Source organism: Nocardia sp. 852002-20019_SCH5090214 (genome assembly GCF_001665865.1).
Taxonomy (GTDB): domain Bacteria; phylum Actinomycetota; class Actinomycetes; order Mycobacteriales; family Mycobacteriaceae; genus Nocardia; species Nocardia nova.
Genome location: NZ_LZMK01000045.1, coordinates 128,848 through 145,950, shown reverse-complemented (window position 1 = coordinate 145,950; position 17,103 = coordinate 128,848). Strand labels below are relative to the sequence as shown.

Genomic DNA, 17,103 nt, shown 5'->3' with positions numbered 1-17,103 from the left:
CGCGGTGACGAGAGGAAGACATGCCCGACTTCGACTACGACGTGGTGGTGATCGGCTCCGGCTTCGGTGGCAGCGTCAGTGCGCTGCGCCTCACCGAGAAGGGCTATCGGGTGGCCGTTCTGGAATCCGGCCGGCGCTGGCCCGCGGAGGCCATTCCGAATTCGAATTGGAATGTGCGCAAGTCGATCTGGGCGCCGCGCCTGGGCCTGACCGGGCCGCAGCGGATCAGCGTGCTCGGCAAGTGCGCGGTGTTCTCCGCCGCCGGTGTGGGCGGTGGCTCGCTGATCTACGGCAACACCCTCTACGAACCGCTGCCGAACTTCTACACCGACAAGCAGTGGGCCCATATCGCCGACTGGCGCAGTGAACTGTCCCCCTACTACGACCAGGCCAAGCGGATGCTGGGCGTGGCGCCCAACCCGCGCGTCACGCCCGCCGACGAGGTGATCCGTTCCATCGCAGACGATCTCGGCGTGGGTGATACCTATCACCCCACCAACGTCGGCGTGTTCTTCAACGAGGAGCAGCCCGGCGTCGAGGTCGACGACCCCTACTTCGGCGGCGCCGGCCCGTGCCGCAGCGGCTGCATCCACTGCGCGCGCTGCTTCACCGGCTGCCCGCACAACGCCAAGAACACCACCCCCACCAACTACCTGTACCTCGCCGAACAGGCCGGTGCGAAGGTGTTCGAGCTGACCACGGCGACGCGCGTGCGTCCGATGGTGGGCGGCGGCTACGCCATCGAGACGCAGCGCTCGGATCGCTGGGTTCGCAAGGGCCGCAAGACTTTCACCGCCGAACAGGTCGTCTTCGCCGCCGCGGCGCTGGGCACGCAGAAGCTGTTGCACAAGATGCGCGACGACAAGGTGCTGCCGAACCTGTCGCCCCGGCTGGGCGAGCTGACCCGCAGCAACTCCGAGGCCATTCTCAATGTGGTCAGCCGGCAGCGCAGCGATTTCGCCGAGGGCATCGCCATCACGTCCTCGATCCATCCCGAACCCGACACCCACGTCGAGGTCTGCCACTACGGCAAGGGGCAGAACGCGCTGTTCCCGATGTCGGTGCCGATCGTCGACGGCGGCGCGTTCCGGTTCCTGCGCTTCCTGCTGGCCATCGTGCTGCACCCGCTGGTGTTCGCGCGCAGCCTCAACGCCCGTCACGCCTCGGAGAAGTCGGTGATCCTGCTGGTGATGCAGTCGCTGGACAATTCGCTGACCTCGTTCCGCCGCTGGGGGCAGCTGAAGACCAGACAGGGCACCGGACAACCGAATCCGACCTGGATTCCGCTGGCCCACGAGGTCGGCCGCCGGTTCGGGGAGAAGGTCGACGGCGACGTGCACGGCCTGGTCATGGACGTGTTCAACATCCCCGCCACCGCGCACTACATCGGCGGCTGCGTGATCGGCGAAGGACCCGAAAGCGGTGTGGTGGACCCGTATCAGCGGGTATTCGGCCATCCCGGACTGCATATCGCCGACGGATCCGCGGTCACCGCGAACCTCGGGGTGAACCCGTCGCTGACGATCACCGCGCAGGCCGAACGCGCGATGGCGTTCTGGCCCAACAAGGGTGAACCCGATCCGCGGCCGGAACTGGGCGCGGGCTACCGCCGCATCGACCCGGTCGCCCCCCACTACGCCACCGTGCCCGATACCGCGCCCGGAGCGCTGCGGCTGCCCATCGCGCCGATCGATCCCGCGCCCGCCCAGCGCTGACGGTCTGCATACCGGGCGCCTTCGCCACTGCCCCGACGGGCGGCGAAGGCACACGATATGCCGACACCGGCGCGTCGAAGTCTCCCCCGGACCCGTAGTGCCCCTTATGCTTTCCGGTATCGAGTGTCGACGGAAGGGCGGTCGCCAATGCTCGTGCGAGTGCAGAACGCGGCCGGGACCCTGGCCGAGCGGGTCCTCATCGACTGGTTGCGTACCTGGAAGGGGCCGGGTGACCCGCAGGGTGTGGCAACGGTCAACTGCAGTCTGTTCTACGCCGACCGGCTGCATCAGTTCGATGCGGTGATCTGGACGCCGACCACCTGCGTGGTGATCGAGGCCGAGGCCTTGGTCGAGCGGGTGAGCGGCGACCTCGAGGTCCCGTTGAACGGGCCGTGGCGGGTCGGCGGGCACGTGGTGAGTTTCGAGGGCGGCGATCGCGGCACACCGCTGGACCGCTCCCGCGAGCACACCCACGCCCTGCAGAACTGGCTGGCCGAACGCGGCCTGGGCCAGCGCGTGGTGCAGGGCGTGGTCGTGGTGGTGCCGCCACACGGGGCCCAGCCGACGATCCGCCAGTTGTGGAACGATCCCGGCTTCCAGGTGGTGCTCGGCGACGATCCCCGGCGGCTGGCCGATTGCCTGACCGCGCTCACCTCGCAGGGCCGGGCGCAGTGGACGGTCAACGAGGTCGCGCTGACCTTCCGCGGATTGGGCATTCTGCCGTATCTGCCCGCCCCGCAGGATCTCGTCGCCGAGGGTTTCGGCGGACCGGTGGACACCACGCTGTGGTACGGCGGCCCGCAACAGGCGCAGGCGGAAGCGTTTCTGGAGGAACAGGCCCACGCCGATCAGTCCTACGGGCGCCCCGTCGCGATCACGATGCCCTGGTACAGCCCGTGGAACCTGTATCCGAAGGAGGCGGACCGCATCGATCCCGGCCGGGCGGTGCTGCGCATCCTGCTCGCGATCGGCATGCTCGTCGGCGCCGCCTGGGTGGTCTGGTTCGTGATCTCGCTGGTCCTGAACTTCGGCCCCGGCTGAGCCGGACCGGCGGCGCCCGCCGCGGGCATCCCTCAGGCCGCGGGCGTGCCCGCCGTACGATCGCTGTCCCCTGCGGCATCCTCGCCCGACTCCGCCGGTGCGCCGGCGCCGGACTCGCCGGCGGCCTCCGCCCGAAGCGGCCGGGTCTCCAACCGCATGCGCAGTGCCGTCGTCACCGCCCAGCAGGCGGTCACCGCTCCGACGGCGAACGCGGTGCCGCCGACGACATCGGTCGGATAGTGATAGCCGAGACCCACCATGCCCACCGCCACGGCCGCCAGCGCGAGTGCGGCGACCATGCCGAGGACGAGGCGCAAGCGCACGGTGGCGGCGACGAGCAGCAAACCCGTTGCGATGGCGACGAATTGGACCGTGTGCCCACTCGGGTAGGCGAGATAGTGCTGTAAATGCCTGTCCCACAGCGGTTTCAAAGCCCAGGTGTTGATCGCGACCACCAGCTCCGGGACGAGCACCAGAAATCCGGCACCCCACCAGTCGCGCCGGCGGGCGCAGTAGAGCACACCGATCAGCAACAGCGGCAACACGATATAGGCGTCGCTCGGCACCACCAGCGCATCGTAGACGCCACGATGCGCGTCCAACCCCTCGTGCACGCGATCGCCGATCGCGCGATCGAACGCCGTCGGCCCCCCGCCGGCGGGGAAGCTCAGCGGAACCGTCACGGTGATCAGCAGGCCGATCAGGGTGACGGCGGCGGCAACGACATACGCTCGATTTCGAGCGACCGGCGGTGGAGCGGGCACCTGTCGACCATAGCCGCGTCCGGCTACCGCCCCACCGTCACCGGCCGCCGATATCGAGCGTGGATTCACGCGCCCTGATGCACGCTCGCGTCGTCGAGCATCGCCGCGCGCAGCATGGCCTCGGGCACGCCGAGCGCTTCGACGAGTGTGACCGACTCCGGCCGCAACCGGTCCACGAGTTCGTTGACACCGCGGCGCACCGACTTGGCCCGATCCACCGACATGAAGCGGTGCATGATGTACCAGGCCTGATTCTGTTCGATGGTGGAGTACACGAACAGATCGCAGACGGTGTCGGCCAGCGCTCGCGCGTCGGGATCCTCGATATCGGCGATGCCCTCGATGAACGCCTCCAGCACCAGCCGGTCGATATGCGCCTCACCGGCGGCGAGGATGTGGTCCTGTGCGTTGTTGAACGCCTCGAACGGCCCGGTCTCCTCGGCCCGCGCGCGCAGCCGGTGCGCGGCGGTGCGGGTCAGATAGTCCTCGCGGTCGGCGAACAGCTGCAGCTGCACCGAACGCCGGGACAGATCGCCCTCGTCGACGCCGTCGTCGGAGCGGTCGCGCAGGCGCTGGATGAGCTGGCGCACACCCGAGGTCTCACGCACCACGTCGCGGGCCATGGTGGCCGCGAATTTCACCCAGCCGAGCGCGTCGAGATCGCGCACCTCGTCCGAGTAGGCGGTGAGCAGCTCCTTGGCCACCAGCTGGGTCAGCACCACGTTGTCACCTTCGAAGGTGGTGAACACGTCGGTGTCGGCCTTCAGGGTGACCAGCCGGTTCTCGGTGAGATAGCCTGCGCCGCCGCAGCATTCGCGACATTCCTGGATGGATCGGGTGGCGTGGCGGGTCTGGGCGACCTTCAGGCCGGCGGCCCGCTTCTCCAGCGCGCGCTGCGCCTCCGGGTCCAGATTCTGCCCGGTCTGCACCAGGTGCATGCGCCGCACCAGATCGTTCTGGGCGAACGCCAGCGCGAACGCCCGCGCGACATGCGGGAACAGTCGGCGCTGATGGCTGCGATAGTCCAGCAGCAGGATTTCGCTGCCGTCGTCCGGATCGGAGAACTGGCGGCGCTTGTCGCCGTAGCGCAGCGCGATACTCAACGCCACCCGCGCACCGGCGGCGGCCGCGCCGCCGACACTGATCCGTCCGCGCACCAGTGTGCCCAGCGTGGTGAAGAACCGGCGGCTCGGGTTCTCGATATCGGAGCGGTAGGTCCCGTCGGGTTCGACGTCGGCGTAGCGGTTGAGCAGGTTCTCCCGCGGGATCCGGACGTGGTCGAATTCGATGCGACCGTTGTCGACGCCGGGCAGACCGCCCTTGAGACCGCAGTCCGAGGTGGTGACCCCGGGCAGGTCGTTGCCCTCCTCGTCGCGGATCGGGACGAGGAAGCAGTGCACGCCCTTGCTCTCGCCGCCGGTGATCAGCTGGGCGAAGACGGCCGCCATCCGGGCGTGTTCGGCGGCGCCGCCGATGTAGTCCTTGCGGGCGGAGGCGGTCGGGCTGTGCACCACGAACTCACCGGTCGCCGGGTCGTAGGTGGCGGTGGTCTCCAGATTCGCCACGTCGCTGCCGTGCCCGGATTCGGTCATCGCGAAACAGCCGAGCAGATCCAGCGACAGCAGCCGTTTGACGATGTCGGTGTGGCGGTCGGTGCCGAGGTTTTCCACCGCGCCGCCGAACAGACCCCACTGCACGCCGGCCTTCACCCACAGCGACAGATCGGTGTAGGCGAGCATCTCCAGGCCGGTCACGGCCCCGCCGGGATCGCCGGTGCCACCGTGCTCCAGGCTGAAACCTTTTTCCGCATAACCGAATTCGGCGATGAGGCGCATCTGGTCCAGTACTCGCGCGCGAGCCTGGCGGTAGTCGAGGTAGGGATCACCGAACAACCGGTCGTCGACCAACTGCCTTCGCGCCTGTTCGCGGACCTCGCGCCACGGGCCGTCGAGCGCGGCCCGCAGATGGTCGGCGGTCGACTTCCCGTTCTTCGATGTCCCGGTGCTCGATGTCCCGGCCTCCGACTGCGCGGAGTCCGATCTCACGGAATCTGCTGCTTCAGTACCCGTAGCCGTATCGGTGCCCATGGTTATCGACTGTAGCGGGACTGGGAAGCACCGACGATAACCAGCGGTTTGCTCTATTCGCCGCTTCCGGCGGCGTGAGGGAGCTGACCCCGGGCCGCGCGGCGACTCCGGCTACCGTGTGCAGTGTGACAGATGAGTTGGAGCCCGAACTCGTCCGCACGGGGCCGGAAACCCGGCCGAGTTCGTTGTGGCATCGGGCGATGGGAGCGGTAACCGATCGGCTGGTCGCCCAGCGGCGCGCCACGGTGGACTCGGTGGTCGAGGCACCGGCCCCGCTGAAGCCGATCGATCTCACCGACGACGCCGCGGTAACCGAGGTGCTCGACCTGGCCGAGCGAGTCGGCGAGGTGGTGCTCGCGTCGGGCACCGCCGTGACCGACACCAGCACACAGGTCGAATTCATCGCCGCGACATACGGTTTGGCGCAGTGCGATATCGATGTGACCTACAACTCGATTCGCATCTCCGCCGATCGGGGTCCGTCGCTGCCGCCCGCCAGCACCATGCGGGTGGTGCAGTACCGCTCGCTGGACTTCACTCGCCTGTCGGCCGTCGACCGCCTCACCCGGCGGATCCGCCGCGAGGTGGTGCCGCCTCAGGAGGCGCACGCCGCCCTCGACGCGATCACCACCGCCCCGCACCCCTACAACCGGTGGGTCGCCACCTTCGGCTGGTCGTTGCTGGCCGCGTCCATCGCGCTGTTGCTGGGTGGTGGCGTGCTGGTCGCGGCCGTGAGTTTCGCCACGACGTTGCTGATCGACCGATGCAACCGCGAGCTGAACAAGCGCGGCCTGCCCTTCTTCTTCCAGAACATGATGGGCGGCATCATCGCGACCCTGCCCGCAATACTGCTGCAGACCTTCGCCGAGGGGTTGGAGACCAATCCCAGCGTGATCGTCGCGGCCGGGATCACCGTGCTGCTCAGTGGTTTACAGCTGGTCGGTGCGGTCGAGGACGCGATCACCGGCGCACCGATCACGGCCGCCGCCCGCATGCTGGAAGTGCTGGTCATGACCGGTGCGATCATCGGCGGGGTCGGTTTGGCACTGCGCGGAGCGCAAGCCTTCGGCGCCCAGGTGCCGCCGATCGACATGTCGCCGTCCTACGACATCACCAATCTGCCGTTGAAGATCACCGCCGGTGCGGTGGCGGCGGCGGCGTTCGCGCTCGCCTGTTATGCCGAGCGCCGGGCCCTCGCCGTCGCCGCCATCAGCGGTGCGGGGATCACCGTGTGCTACCTGTTCGTGCAGCACGCCGGTTTCGGGCCGGTGATCGCGGCCGCGGTCTCGGCGACCGCGATCGGTCTCGCCGGTGGTCTGCTGGCCCGCCGCGCGGTGACGCCCCCGCTGGTCGTCGCCATCGCGGGCATCACTCCGCTGCTTCCCGGTCTCAAGGTCTATCGCGGCCTGTTCGCCCTGATCAACGACGATCTGCTGGTCGGGCTGAATCAGATGTTCGCCGCGCTGGTGGTCGGCTGTGCCCTCGGCGGCGGTATCACGCTCGGCGAGTGGTTCGCCCGGTGGCTGCGCCGGCCGCGGATCCTGCGGCGGGTCACCGGGGTGCGCCCCGACGACTTCACCTGAGACCGCCGGGTTCGCGGCCCGGGATGCCTCAGGCCGCGAACCCGATGGAGCGGGCCAGATCGGCCAGCGTCGCATCGAACAGCGCATCAGGGTTGCCGACCGGCATCGGGTAGTTGCCGAAGACTTCGAGGGTGACATGCCCGTACAGCCGAGCCCAGAACTGGATCATCAGATAGGTGACACCCAGGTCCAGCTTCTCGGCCGGGAATTTCTGCCCCGATTCGGCGAGCACGGTGAGCAGTTCGGTCTGGAATCCGATGAGGTCTTCGCGCAGCGCGTGCGGGATCACATCGGTCGGCGGGGTGACGATGTCGTAGGTGGTCAGCAGCCGGCCCGCGGCCTCCAGGAAGATGCGGCCGAACGGTTCGTCGAATTGCCGCATGGCGCTGGCCGACCCCCCGGCCGGCGAGGCGAAGACGAGCGTGAACTCGTGGGCGTGAGCCAGGGCCCACTGCCGGAAACCCTTGCAGATGGCGAACAGCTGGACCATGCCGTCCTCGGGCAACTCGGCCACCTGTTCGGCGAGCTCCTGGGCCAGGTCGGCGCAGATATCGCTGCGCAGCGCACCCACCAGGTCGTCGCGGGAGGCGTAGTACCGATACAACGCGGGTGCGGTGATACCCAGCTCACGCGCGATGGCGCGCAGGGTCACCGCCTCGGGTCCCTGCTCCACCAGGAGCGTGCGGGCCACGCGCCGAATGTCGGCGTCGCTGACCGCGGGCATCCGGCCCCGTCGTGCGGCTGTCATGCGTCGTCCTTCGTCGCATGCGCACCGGCCCCGACGTCACGGGTACGTCGAGGCCGGTACGCACGCTGTGTCCTGGGCCGCCGGAGACCGGGGACGCCGAGGGCGCTGCCCCGGCGGCCGCGGCGCTCACTCGTAGGCGACCTGCCAGCTCTTGATTCCGTTCAACCAGCCCGAGCGTAGCCGGACCGGCTCGGAAACCTCACGCAGGTTGGGCATCACGTCGGCGATGGCGTTGAAGATCAGATCCAGCTGCAGCCGGGCCAGGTTGGCGCCGACGCAGTAGTGGGTGCCGGTGCCGCCGAAACCCACGTGCGGGTTCGGGTTTCGCATGATGTCGAAGTCGAACGGCTTGTCGAAACGCTCCTCGTCGAAGTTCGCCGAGGAGTAGAACAGGCCGACCCGCTGGCCCTTCTTGATGGCCTGACCGCCGATTTCGGTGTCCGACAACGCGGTTCGCTGGAACGCGATGACCGGGGTCGCCCAGCGCACGATCTCGTCGGGCGCGGTGCGCGGCCGCTCGGCCTTGTAGAGCTCCCACTGCGCCGGGTTGTCCACGAAGGCCTTCATGCCGTGGGTGGTGGCGTTGCGCGTGGTCTCGTTACCGGCCACGGCCAGCAGGATGACGAACCACGCGAACTCCTCCGAGCCCAGCGCCTCACCCTCGATATCGGCGTTGAGCAGCTGGGAGACGATGTCGTCGGCCGGGCATTTGCGCTTCTCCTCGGCGAGGTTCCACGCGTAGCCCATGACCTGGGCGTTGGCCATCTTGTAGCTGTCGGCGTACTCGGGGTCGTCGTAGCCCATCATCTGGTTGGACCACTCGAACAGCTTGACGCGATCCTCCTGCGGCACGCCGAGCAGTTCGGCGATGGCCTGCAGCGGCAGCTCACAGGCCACCTGCTGGACGAAGTCGCCGCCGCCGGTCTTCTTCGCCTCGTGCACGATCCGCTCGGCCCGCTCGCGCAGCGCGGCCCGCAGGCTCTCCACCGCACGCGGGGTGAAGCCGCGCGAAATGATGCGGCGCAGCTTGTCGTGCGCCGGCGGATCGGTGTTGACCAGCATGGCCCGCTGGATCTCGATCTCCTCGCGGGTGATGTCGCCCTTGAAACGGATCACCGCGGTGTTCTCGTGGGTGGAGAAGACCTCGGAGTTCTTCGAGATCTCCTTGATGTCGTCGAGCCGGCTCACCACCCAGTAGCCGCCGTCGTCGAATCCACTCACTCCGTTGGGCTGGTCGACCCACCACACCGGGGCGGTGCGGCGCAGTTCGGCCCATTCGGCCACGGGCAGGCGCTGCGACAGCAGATCGGGGTCGGTGAAATCGAAATCGTGACTGATGGACGGCAGAGACGGCGCGGACACGGTACCTCCTTTGGAACACGTTCCTATGAAGTGAACCACACCACACCCGTTTTGTGAACACCTATTAGTAAATAATGTTCACGTGCTTGTTCCGGCGCGCGAGCAAACGGCTGGCAAGGTATTTGACTAGCATGGACAGCGTCCGGGCCGGCTCCGAGGGGGGACGGGGCCGGCCCGGACGAGCGCTCAATCCAGCTGCAGTTGCGGAGAATACAGCTCCAGCCAGGTGTGCAGATCGATGATGCGGTCCAATCCGGCGCGCTCGGCGCTGTCGATGCCCGCCGGGTCGAGGGCAACCGCCCGCTGCAGCCACTGCCGGTCGATGAGGTCGAACAGCCGTGAATCACTCTCGGCGAGAACATGTTTCGCCTGCTGCTGCAGCACCGCCGCGTAGCCCGGATCCTGCGTCGACGGGTACGGGCTCTTGACGCGCCGCACGACCGATTCCGGCAGCACATGCTCGGCCGCATGCCGCAGCAGGCTCTTCTCCCGGCCGTCGAACGTCTTCAGCGACCACGGGGTGTTGTAGACGTATTCGACCAGGCGGTGGTCGCAGAACGGCACCCGCACCTCGAGGCCGACCGCCATCGACGCGCGGTCCTTACGGTCGAGCAACGTGCGGACGAACCGGGTCAGGTGCAGGTGGCAAACAGTCCGCATCCGGTGTTCGACCTCGGATTCGCCGTCGAGGTGCTCGACCTCGGCCACCGCCGCGCTGTACTGGTCGGCGACGAACTCCTCGAGCCGGAGCCGTTCACGCAGGGCCGGGTTCAGGATCTGCCAGCGGGAGTCGCCGGTCAGGGCGCTGTTGAACGCGAGCCACGGAAAGTTGTCCTCCTTCAGTGCCACCTCGTCGTGGAACCAGCGATACCCGCCGAACACCTCGTCGGCCGACTCCCCCGACAGCGCCACGGTCGATTGCTGCCGGATCGCCGCGAACAGCAGATACAGCGAGGTGTCCATATCGCCGAAACCGACAGGAATGTCGCGGGCGGTGACGACCGCGCGCCGCGCCGCCGGATCGGCCAGATCCGCCGGATTCAACATCACGTCGCGATGGGCCGAGCGCACAAGGGCTGCCACCTCCCGCACGAACGGCGAATCCGGGGTGTCGCGCATCTCGTCGGGAACGAAGTTCTGCTCCTGGTTGGCGAAATCCACCGAGAACGTGCGCAATTGCTCGCCGTCGCGGGCGAGCCGGGCCGCGGCCAGGCCGGTGATCGCGCTCGAGTCCAGTCCGCCCGAGAGCAGCACGCAGCGCGGCACATCGGAGATGAGCTGGCGATCGACGATGTCGGTCAGCAGCTCACGCACCCGGGCGACGGTCCGTTCCTGGCTATCGGCGTGCTCGACGGCATGCAGCCGCCAGTAGGTGCGGGTGCGAATTCCGTTGCGGTCCACCGTGACCAGCGTGCCCGGCAGCACCTCTTCCATCCCCTTCCACAGCGACCAGCCGGGCTGTTTGGTCATGGCGAACAGCTCGCGCAGACCGTCCAGGTCGACGGTCGCGGCCGCCAGCGGGTTGGCGAGGATGGCCTTCGGCTCGGAGCCGAACAGCACACCGTCGGGGGTCGGGTAGTAGTAGAACGGTTTGATCCCCATCCGGTCGCGCACCATCACCAGCTTCTGGTCGCGCTGGTCCCAGATCGCGAAGGCGTACATGCCGTTGAGGTGGTCGACGACGGACTCACCCCATTGCAGATAGCCGTGCAATACCACCTCGGTGTCGCTGTCGGTGTCGAAGCGGTGCCCGAGTCCGCGCAGCTCCTCGCGCAGTTCACGGAAGTTGTAGGCCTCCCCCGAGTACACCATCGCTACGTCGCCGGCCGGGGTCGGTACGGTCATCGGCTGCGTCCCGCCCGGCAGGTCGATGATGGCCAGCCGTCGGTGCCCCAGTGCCGCGTGTGTACGAACGAAGGTGCCCCGCCCGTCCGGCCCGCGACAGGCCATGGTTTCGGTCATCGCGTCGACAACCCCCTGCTGCCGGGTGAGGTCGTCCGAGAACGCCACCCAGCCCGCGATTCCGCACATTCCGCCGCCTCTCAATAATTAATTAGCTTAGGGAACTATCCGTAAAACCGTTGTAACACAAGGAGTCTCGCGCGCGCTACCATGCGTCCGACTTGTCCGAGCTTGTCCGAACTCGTCGCTTTCGCCCGAATAGTTCGGTTCGCCCGCGGCGGGCGAACGTCCGGAAACACTCGTTTCGCCGCACCGGACCACACCGTCCGAAACGCGCCACCACCCCTATCGTCACCCCGCCCCCACAACGGCTCTCAGTTGGGTTGCCCACCGGTAGCCCACCGCGCGAACGACAACCGCGGATTCACGGTTGCGACGTCGGCGACGGCCATCACAGAATTCAGGGCGAGAAAGTCGAAATGCTCTGTCGACGGCGCAATTACGACGTCGGCACCGGCCGCTCGAACCTGATCAGCGAGCGGTATCCGACTCGTCTCCGGCGCCCACACCAGCCGATAGCCCAGCCGCACCGCCAGCCGCCGTACCTGAGCGATATCCCAGTCGAGACACGGCGACTCCGGATGCACCCACCCCAGCGCGACCGGGCACGCATCCCTCACGACCGCCGATCCCGGCGACGCACCTCGCCGCGCAGCGGAAGGCGCACCAGCGCGACAGTCACCACGAGCAATCCCACGGTGAGCAGGAACAAGACCCACATCGCACACACCCCTCGCTGTTCGGTTCGGAATCCCCCGGCGCCCGGAACCGAAGCTCCCGGCGCCGGAACTACGGACAGATTCGCGCGGACCACCGCCGCCGGGCGACGACGAAAACGGCGTCAATCAGCACACAAACGGGGCGACATTCAGGCGTCATTGCTCTACGGTGGGCGCATGAGAACGCCGAACGTCGCGTTGCGCGCCGCCCGCACGGCGCGGCTGCTGAGCCAAGATGATCTCGCCCGCATGCTGCGCGAGGCCGGATGCGCCAGTGCGACGAAACGACTCGTGCAGCGATGGGAATCCGGCGCGACCGCCAATCCCCGCCCGTCGCATGCGCGGGCGTTGGAACAGGTGATGCGCCTGCCCATCGAAAGCCTCGGATTCGGCGCCGTGATGGCCGGACGCAGCCTGTCCGGCGACGACACGGCCGGCCACGAAGTCCACTCAGCCATCGGTGACGTCCCCCGGGAACGCCATCCCGGCCAGTCCGCACCGCAGCCCAATTCCGGCACGTACTCCGGAATCTGGTTGTCCCGCTACGAGTTCTACTCCTCCGGCCGCGAACAGACCTTTACGTCCTCGCATTACGTGGTCGTGCTCCAGCACGAGCAGCGGCTCACCGTACGCAGCCTGCCGAAGTCGGCGGCGGGCACACTCGAACTCGACCTCACCCTCGACGGGCATATCGCGACGGGCACCTGGTCGGAAACTACTGCACCGAGCGGCTACTACAAAGGCGCACGGTATTTCGGGGCGATCCAGCTGCTGTCGGAACTCACCGCCACCCGGCTGGCGGGCAAGTGGGTCGGCTTCGGCAAGAACTTCGACGTGAACGTCGGGCCGTGGGAGCTGGCCCTGCAGGACCGATCCACATCGAAAGCCACGATCGAGAAGTATGATCACCCACCCCGAAGCGATTGATCCGCAAGGGTTCTGCCGCATTACCGGCATCGCATACTCGCCCTGCTGTGGCGGGAAGACCGCGCCCACGAACTATGTCCGCGGCCGGCACCGAACGTCGATCCGCATGGAGAACACGGTCGCAGGCGGTTGTGCCGAACTTTTCGTGCAAACCTCCGCGAAAATGCCGGAAAACTCGCAAAGGCGGTGAGGTTTGCACGATTTGTTCACTCGTCCGCCGTCGGCGACAAAAGGGCAGTTCATCGGCGGCCGCCGTCGCCGCGCACACTGCCGCGCGCGGGTTTCTCGTCCGAAAGTTTGATTCCGTCACGCTTGTCGACCGGTATCGTCGGAGGCGAAGTTAGGTTACCCATACTTGTCGCCCCACGAAGCGAGGAAATCTCCGATCATGCCGGACGCCACCTCCACCGAGCAGCCCGTGCCGTTCTCCGCGCAGATCCGCTCCGCCACCGCCGAACAGCACGAACGCGCCGAGAACTCCACCTTCATGAGCGACATGCTGGGCGGCGCCCTGAACGTCCGGGCGTTCTATCGCTACACCGGCCAGCTCTGGCACATCTACCGGGCGCTCGAGGCGCACTGGGACACCCTCGTCGACGATCCGGTCGCCGGTCCGTTCATCCGGCCCGAACTCGCGCGCCTGGCGCATCTCGAGGACGATCTGGCGCATCTGGGCGGGCCGCAGTGGCGCGACGACATCGACGCCCTGCCCGCCACCGCCGAGTACGCCGCCCGCATCACCGAGTGCGCACTGACCTGGTCCGCGGGCTATGTGGCCCACCACTACACCCGCTATCTGGGTGATCTGTCCGGCGGTCAGGTCATTCGCGGCACCGCGGCGAAGCTGTGGCAGCTGCCCAAGCGTGGCGACGGGGTGCGCTTCTACGTGTTCGATCAGATCGCGAACCCGGCCGCATTCAAGCGCGGCTACCGCACCCTGCTCGACGAACTGGCCGTCGACGATCTGGAGAAGCAGCGAGTACTCGGCGAGTGCCGGCGCGCCTTCGATCTCAACAGTGCCGTATTCGCGGATCTGGCAAGCGAATTCCCGGTCCGCCGCGAAGGCTGAACCGACCTCCGACGCTCTTGGACAATCGACCGGAAGGTTGCCAATAAGTAGCCAGATGCGTCTCCGAGTTACATCAAAATCGTTGTTACACATACCGATCGGCGCTCCCACGTGGTGACCAGTCCCACACCACAGGGGGCGCCGCTTGGTTGCGGGCACAACTCGCCGCCAGCTAAAGTTACTCACCAGTTAGGCACGCAGGGGTTCCTACAGCGACCTCGATTCTGATAGAGGCCGATTCGTTCAGTCCGCATCCACCGACGCATGTCGGACGAACAACGTTGTGCGACAACATGTTCGACATGCAAGGAGGGGTTATGGCCACCTATATCGTGACCGGTGGAACGGGTTTTCTGGGACGTCGCGTGGTGGAGGGATTGCTCACCTCCGATTCCGATGCCGTGGTGCACGTGCTCGTACGCGAGGCCTCGGCGGCCAAACTGGCCGAACTCGCGGCCCGATGGAATGCCACCGACCGGGTGTTTCCGCTGGTCGGAGACCTGACGGCCGAGGGGCTGGGGCTGGTGGACGAACCGCCGGCCGCACAGCATGTGGTGCATCTGGGCGCGGTCTACGACATGACCGCCGATGAGGAATCCGCCTACGCGGCGAATGTGAACGGCACCCGCGCGGTGATCGCGCTCGCCACCGAACTGGATGCGATGCTGCACCACGTGTCGTCGGTGGCGGTGGCCGGTGACCATCGCGGCAAATTCTTCGAAGACGATTTCGACCTCGGCCAGAATCTCGAATCTCCTTACCACCGAACGAAATTCGCCGCCGAGCGACTGGTCCGCGAAAGCGCGGGGCTGCGCTGGCGGGTGTATCGCCCGGCCATCGTGGTCGGCGATTCCCGCACCGGCGAGATGGACAAGATCGACGGTCCGTACTACTTCTTCCCCGCGATCGCGCGGCTGGCCGCGCTCCCGGGCGGGCTGCCGCTGCCGCTGCCGGATCTCGGCGCGACCAATATCGTCCCGGTCGACTACGTCGCCCAGGCCATGGTCGAGCTCATCGGCCGCCCGGGGCTGAACAAGCGCACCTTCCACCTGGTCAACCCGCGTCCGCAGCCGTTCACCGAAATCTACGGCGCGCTGTCGCGAGCAGCCGGCGCACCCGGCGGCTTGGGCCCGGTGCCGGGCAGCCACACCGCAATGGCAACGCTGAACCGGCTGCCCGGTGTCACCGCGGCGCGCGATTTCCTGTTGAGCCAGTTCGGCATTCCCGCCGAGGTCGCCCCGCACACCTCGTTCGCGTCGGAATTCGTTTCCGATTCCACCCGGGCGCTGCTGCGCCGCACCGATCTCGAGGTCCCCGCCTTCGACACCTACGCCGAGAATCTGTGGCGGTACTGGCGCGCCCACCTGGATCCCGACCGGGCGCGCCGCCACGGCGGCGGGGACCGGCTGCGCGACCGCATCGTGCTCATCACCGGCGCTTCCTCCGGGATCGGCCTGGCGACCGCGCACGCGGTGGCGCAGCGCGGCGCGACGGTGCTGATGGTGGCGCGCGGGGTCGACGAGCTCGAGGCGGCGGCCGCCCAGGTGCGCGAGCAGGGCGGCGACGCCTACAGCTATTCGTGCGACATCACCGACGAGAAGGCGGTCGAACTGCTGGTCAAGCAGGTGCTCGCCGACCATCACCATGTCGACTACGTGGTGAACAACGCCGGGCGTTCGATCCGCCGCTCGGTGCTGAACTCCACCGACCGCATGCACGACTTCGAGCGGACGATGGCCGTCAACTACTTCGGAGCGGTGCGGCTGATCCTGGCGCTGCTGCCGGCCATGCGGGAGCGCCGATTCGGCCACGTGGTCAACATCTCCTCGATCGCGGTGCAGACCAAACTGCCGCGCTTCGCCGCGTACGTGGCGAGCAAATCGGCACTGGACACCTTCAGCGAGATCGCGGCGGTCGAGAACGCCGACGCCGGCATCACCTTCACCTCGGTGCGGATGCCGTTGGTGCGCACGCCGATGATCGCCCCGACCGAGATGTACCGGTCACTGCCGGTGCACAGCCCTGAACAGGCGGCGGCGATCGTGGTGCGCGCACTCGAGGAGCGGCCCGCGCGCATCGACACTCCGATCGGCACCTTCGCCCAGGTCATCGACACGGTCATGCCCTCGGTGAAGAAGGCCATTCTGCACCAAGGCTTCCGGCGGACGGGCGAATCCACCGCGGCCAAGCACGGCCGCGCCGCCGCCGATACGGGCGAGACCGGCGGCCGCAGTCCGCTGCTCGCGCTCGCGCCGGTGGTGCAGCCGCTGATGGGTTTGCCCACCCCCGCGGCTCGTATCGTCAACCGGCTGCCCGGCCTGCACTGGTGATCCGCACCTACCACCGGACCCGGTGTCCGGTGGTAGGTTTCGCCGGTGAAACGCAGGCTTCTGCTCGGCGGCGCGATCGTCGTCGTCCTCGCGGCAGTGCTGTCGATCGGCACCTACGTCCTGATGAATTCGCGGACCTTCCAGGTCGCCGGCCGCTTGGTCCACCGCGTCGACACCAGCGCAAAGGTCGTCGCGCTGACCATCGACGACGGCCCCACCGACCGCACCCCCGCGATTCTGGAAACCCTTGCCGCCGAACATGTTCCGGCCACCTTCTACCTCGTCGGCCGCGACCTGGCGGCCCATCGCGACTACGGGGCGCAGATCGCGGCGGCCGGGCACGAGCTCGGTAACCACAGCTACACCCACCCGCGGCTGGTCTTCGTCACCCCGGCCACGGTCCGCGACGAGGTCGAGCGCACCGACGCCGAAATCGAGCGCACCGGATACCACGGCCCGGTGACCTTCCGCCCGCCCTACGGAAAGAAGCTGGTCGCACTCCCCTGGTATCTGTCGCACCACGACCGCACCACCGTGATGTGGGATGTCGAATCCGATTCCGCCGGTGGGGCGAGCACCGATGCCATAGTCTCGAAGACGGTGAACCGCGCCCGGCCGGGTTCGATCATTCTGTTGCATGCGATGTACCAGTCGGCCGCGGCGGCAGCGATTCCGCGCATCGTCGCGGAACTCCGTTCGCGCGGTTACGGTTTCGTGACCGTCTCGCAACTGATCGCTGGCACGAAACCCACCGGAATGTGACCGAACTCCCCGGCCGTTTCGGCCAAAACTAGAA

13 protein-coding genes are annotated in these 17,103 nt (G+C 67.5%); 7 read left to right on the top strand and 6 right to left on the bottom strand.

The window, feature by feature from the left end; all coding sequences use genetic code 11:
• Window positions 1-20: 20 nt before the first annotated feature.
• Window positions 21-1,715 carry a GMC oxidoreductase gene (locus tag A5780_RS05965; RefSeq protein ID WP_064907951.1) on the top strand — a complete coding sequence of 565 codons (1,695 nt, stop codon included), beginning with the start codon at window positions 21-23 and terminating at the stop codon, window positions 1,713-1,715.
• Between the two features lie 147 nt (window positions 1,716-1,862).
• Entirely contained in the window at window positions 1,863-2,756 is an 894-nt protein-coding gene (locus A5780_RS05960; protein WP_030517729.1) for a nuclease-related domain-containing protein, read from the top strand.
• A 32-nt stretch (window positions 2,757-2,788) separates the two neighbouring features.
• On the opposite strand, the gene A5780_RS05955 is transcribed toward A5780_RS05960, so the two are convergent.
• Both A5780_RS05955 and A5780_RS05950 read right to left on the bottom strand, forming a co-directional pair.
• Window positions 2,789-3,520: a phosphatase PAP2 family protein gene (locus A5780_RS05955; RefSeq protein ID WP_064907950.1), complete on the bottom strand. Its 732-nt coding sequence runs from the start codon at window positions 3,518-3,520 to the stop codon at window positions 2,789-2,791.
• 65 nt (window positions 3,521-3,585) lie between these two features.
• Window positions 3,586-5,607 (bottom strand): acyl-CoA dehydrogenase, encoded by a 2,022-nt coding sequence (locus A5780_RS05950; RefSeq protein WP_082976300.1) that lies wholly within the window; start codon window positions 5,605-5,607, stop codon window positions 3,586-3,588.
• Window positions 5,608-5,807: 200 nt separating this feature from the next.
• Between A5780_RS05950 and A5780_RS05945 the strand changes: the two genes are divergently transcribed.
• Window positions 5,808-7,190 carry a threonine/serine exporter ThrE family protein gene (locus A5780_RS05945; RefSeq protein WP_063013138.1) on the top strand — a complete coding sequence of 461 codons (1,383 nt, stop codon included), beginning with the start codon at window positions 5,808-5,810 and terminating at the stop codon, window positions 7,188-7,190.
• Window positions 7,191-7,218: 28 nt separating this feature from the next.
• Here A5780_RS05945 and A5780_RS05940 read toward each other — a convergent pair whose 3' ends face one another.
• From A5780_RS05940 to A5780_RS05925, 4 genes are all read right to left on the bottom strand, one after another.
• Window positions 7,219-7,938 (bottom strand): TetR/AcrR family transcriptional regulator, encoded by a 720-nt coding sequence (locus A5780_RS05940; protein ID WP_030517733.1) that lies wholly within the window; start codon window positions 7,936-7,938, stop codon window positions 7,219-7,221.
• A 126-nt stretch (window positions 7,939-8,064) separates the two neighbouring features.
• Entirely contained in the window at window positions 8,065-9,300 is a 1,236-nt protein-coding gene (locus tag A5780_RS05935) for a cytochrome P450 (protein ID WP_063013140.1), read from the bottom strand.
• Window positions 9,301-9,486: 186 nt separating this feature from the next.
• Window positions 9,487-11,331, bottom strand: coding sequence for an asparagine synthase (glutamine-hydrolyzing) (gene asnB / locus A5780_RS05930; protein ID WP_064907949.1), 1,845 nt, complete (start codon window positions 11,329-11,331; stop codon window positions 9,487-9,489).
• A gap of 245 nt (window positions 11,332-11,576) precedes the next feature.
• Complete coding sequence (locus A5780_RS05925) at window positions 11,577-11,882, bottom strand: hypothetical protein (RefSeq protein WP_231982860.1); 306 nt, start codon at window positions 11,880-11,882, stop codon at window positions 11,577-11,579.
• A 276-nt stretch (window positions 11,883-12,158) separates the two neighbouring features.
• Between A5780_RS05925 and A5780_RS05920 the strand changes: the two genes are divergently transcribed.
• The 4 genes from A5780_RS05920 to A5780_RS05905 all read left to right on the top strand — a co-directional run bounded on the left by A5780_RS05920 (window position 12,159) and on the right by A5780_RS05905 (window position 17,069).
• The gene (locus tag A5780_RS05920; RefSeq protein ID WP_064907948.1) at window positions 12,159-12,908 is read left to right on the top strand and encodes a helix-turn-helix transcriptional regulator; all 750 of its coding nucleotides are present in this window, start codon (window positions 12,159-12,161) and stop codon (window positions 12,906-12,908) included.
• 388 nt (window positions 12,909-13,296) lie between these two features.
• Window positions 13,297-13,977: a heme oxygenase (biliverdin-producing) gene (locus tag A5780_RS05915; RefSeq protein ID WP_064907947.1), complete on the top strand. Its 681-nt coding sequence runs from the start codon at window positions 13,297-13,299 to the stop codon at window positions 13,975-13,977.
• A gap of 317 nt (window positions 13,978-14,294) precedes the next feature.
• On the top strand, window positions 14,295-16,307 hold the full coding sequence (locus A5780_RS05910) for an SDR family oxidoreductase (RefSeq protein ID WP_064905483.1): 2,013 nt from the start codon (window positions 14,295-14,297) through the stop codon (window positions 16,305-16,307).
• A gap of 45 nt (window positions 16,308-16,352) precedes the next feature.
• Window positions 16,353-17,069, top strand: a complete 717-nt coding sequence (locus A5780_RS05905; RefSeq protein ID WP_064907946.1) for a polysaccharide deacetylase family protein — start codon at window positions 16,353-16,355, stop codon at window positions 17,067-17,069.
• Window positions 17,070-17,103 lie beyond the last annotated feature (34 nt).

What these genes read in the sequence shown, in the direction of transcription:
- A5780_RS05965 (WP_064907951.1), top strand. Translation starts at nt 21, where the DNA reads ATGCCCGACTTCGACTACGACGTGGTGGTGATCGGCTCCGGCTTCGGT.
- A5780_RS05960 (WP_030517729.1), top strand. Translation starts at nt 1,863, where the DNA reads ATGCTCGTGCGAGTGCAGAACGCGGCCGGGACCCTGGCCGAGCGGGTC.
- A5780_RS05950 (WP_082976300.1), bottom strand. Translation starts at nt 5,607, where the DNA reads ATGGGCACCGATACGGCTACGGGTACTGAAGCAGCAGATTCCGTGAGA.
- A5780_RS05945 (WP_063013138.1), top strand. Translation starts at nt 5,808, where the DNA reads ATGGGAGCGGTAACCGATCGGCTGGTCGCCCAGCGGCGCGCCACGGTG.
- A5780_RS05940 (WP_030517733.1), bottom strand. Translation starts at nt 7,938, where the DNA reads ATGACAGCCGCACGACGGGGCCGGATGCCCGCGGTCAGCGACGCCGAC.
- asnB (WP_064907949.1), bottom strand. Translation starts at nt 11,331, where the DNA reads ATGTGCGGAATCGCGGGCTGGGTGGCGTTCTCGGACGACCTCACCCGG.
- A5780_RS05920 (WP_064907948.1), top strand. Translation starts at nt 12,159, where the DNA reads ATGAGAACGCCGAACGTCGCGTTGCGCGCCGCCCGCACGGCGCGGCTG.
- A5780_RS05915 (WP_064907947.1), top strand. Translation starts at nt 13,297, where the DNA reads ATGCCGGACGCCACCTCCACCGAGCAGCCCGTGCCGTTCTCCGCGCAG.
- A5780_RS05910 (WP_064905483.1), top strand. Translation starts at nt 14,295, where the DNA reads ATGGCCACCTATATCGTGACCGGTGGAACGGGTTTTCTGGGACGTCGC.